A 1,824-nucleotide genomic window follows, 5' to 3' on the forward strand; every position below is an offset into this window, starting at 1 on the left:
AGGCCGCCGGCGTGCCGCTGGGCGAGCCGGCGGAGCTCGAAGTGCGTCGGCCCTCGCTCGAAGAGTTCTACCTGGGCCTGATCGGGGCCGGAACGGAGACGGAACGATGACCACGACGCAGAGCACGTCGATCGACCCGATCGACCGGGGCGGGCCGGGCGCCCGCGAAGCACGGGGCCCTCGACGCGCCGGCCGGGCGCCCGGCATCCTGGGCGCCGGCATCGCCTCGATGCGGCTGGAGCTGCTCGCCTACTTCCGAACTCCGGACACCGTGTTCTTCACGTTCCTGTTCCCGATCCTGATGCTCGGCATCTTCGGCGTGGCCTTCGAATCGGTCGGCGAGATCGGCGCGGGCCCCGACGGCACGGGCGGCATCACCATGGCGGCCTACTATCTGCCCGGCATGGTCGCCGCCGGCATCCTGCTGTCGGGCGTGCAGAACCTGGCGGTCGACATCGCCCGCGAGAAGAGCGAGGGATGGCTGGCACGTCTCGGAGGCACGCCGATCTCGCCCGTGTCGTACTTCCTCGGCAAGGCCGGCATGATCCTGCTCACCTCGATCGCCCAGCTCGGGCTGCTGCTCGGCTTCTCCGCCGTCGTGCTGCGGGTCGAGCTTCCGACCGAGCCCGAACTCTGGCTGCGCTTCACCTGGCTGTTCCTGCTCGGCATCGCGACGATGACCCTGCTCGGCATCGCGCTCTCGGCCGTGCCGCGATCCTCTCGCAGCGCGACCGCCGTAGTGCTGCCGATCGTCCTGCTGCTGCAATTCATCTCGGGCGTCTACCTGCAGTTCACCATGCTGCCCGAGTGGCTGCAGAACATCGCCTCGGTCTTTCCGCTGAAGTGGTTGGCGCAGGGGATGCGCAGCGTGTTCCTGCCGGAGGGGTTCGCCTCGGCCGAGCGCACGGGTGCCTGGGATCTCGGGCTGGTGGCGCTGAACCTCGGCGTCTGGCTGGTGATCGGGCTCGTGATCAGCCTCCTCACCTTCAGGTGGCAGAGAAAGTACTGACCGGAGCTCGTGAGAGAGTGAAAGCGTGAACTTCCCCGGAGCAGACGGCGTCGACTCCCCAGGTGCCGTGGCCGCACCCCCGCGGCACCCGCTGCGGTGGTGGGATCTCGGCGTGCTCGCGACCCTCGCGCTCATGGCGGGCATCGGCACCGTCGAGATCCTGAACGGCGTCGCTCCGGCGACGCCGGCGCTCGGCGTGCTCGCGCTGCTGCTGGTCTGGTACGCGGCGCTCGGGCGCCCAGCGCTGCGCTGCGCCGTGCTCGAGCAGCCGGCCCGGCACGGCGACTACGCGTATCTCGCGGGTCTCGTGCTGCTCGTCGGTCTCGCCGTCGCCGTCCTGCCGAGCTACGCGACGCTGCAGGTGATCGCCTACCCGACGATCTGGACGATCGTCGCCCGCTATCGGAACGCCGTGCTGTGGAGCGCCGTGCTCGCACTCGCGACCGGCACGGGCTACGTCATCGCGCTCTCGACGCCCGGCAAGGTCGACGGCCTCGCCGAGGCGGCGGTGATCGCGCTGCTCTCGTTCGTCTTCGCCGTGGCGATGGGCACCTGGATCACCCGCATCTTCGAGCAGGGCGAGCGCTACCGGAAGGTCGCGGAGCAGCTGCGCCGCACGCAGGCCGAGGTGTCGGAGCTGTCGCAGGCAGCCGGAGCTGCCGCTGAACGCGAGCGGATGTCCCGCGAGCTGCACGACACGCTGACGCAGACGCTCACCGGCCTCGTGATGCTCGGCGAGCAGGCGGATCGCGCCCTTGCGGCGGGGCAGGTGGATCGGGCCCGCGAGCGGCTGGGCCGCGTGCAGGCGGCCTCGC

General features: G+C 70.6%; 2 protein-coding genes. Both read left to right on the forward strand.

Annotated elements, in window-relative coordinates:
- Window positions 1-229 precede the first annotated feature (229 nt).
- Window positions 230-1,009, forward strand: a complete 780-nt coding sequence (locus ACFPZL_RS12835; RefSeq protein ID WP_236021884.1) for an ABC transporter permease — start codon at window positions 230-232, stop codon at window positions 1,007-1,009.
- A gap of 25 nt (window positions 1,010-1,034) precedes the next feature.
- A partial coding sequence (locus tag ACFPZL_RS12840; RefSeq protein WP_382335750.1) for a histidine kinase occupies window positions 1,035-1,824 on the forward strand: 790 nt, incomplete at its 3' end.

It is taken from the genome of Leucobacter soli (assembly GCF_042659205.1).
Taxonomy (GTDB): domain Bacteria; phylum Actinomycetota; class Actinomycetes; order Actinomycetales; family Microbacteriaceae; genus Leucobacter; species Leucobacter soli.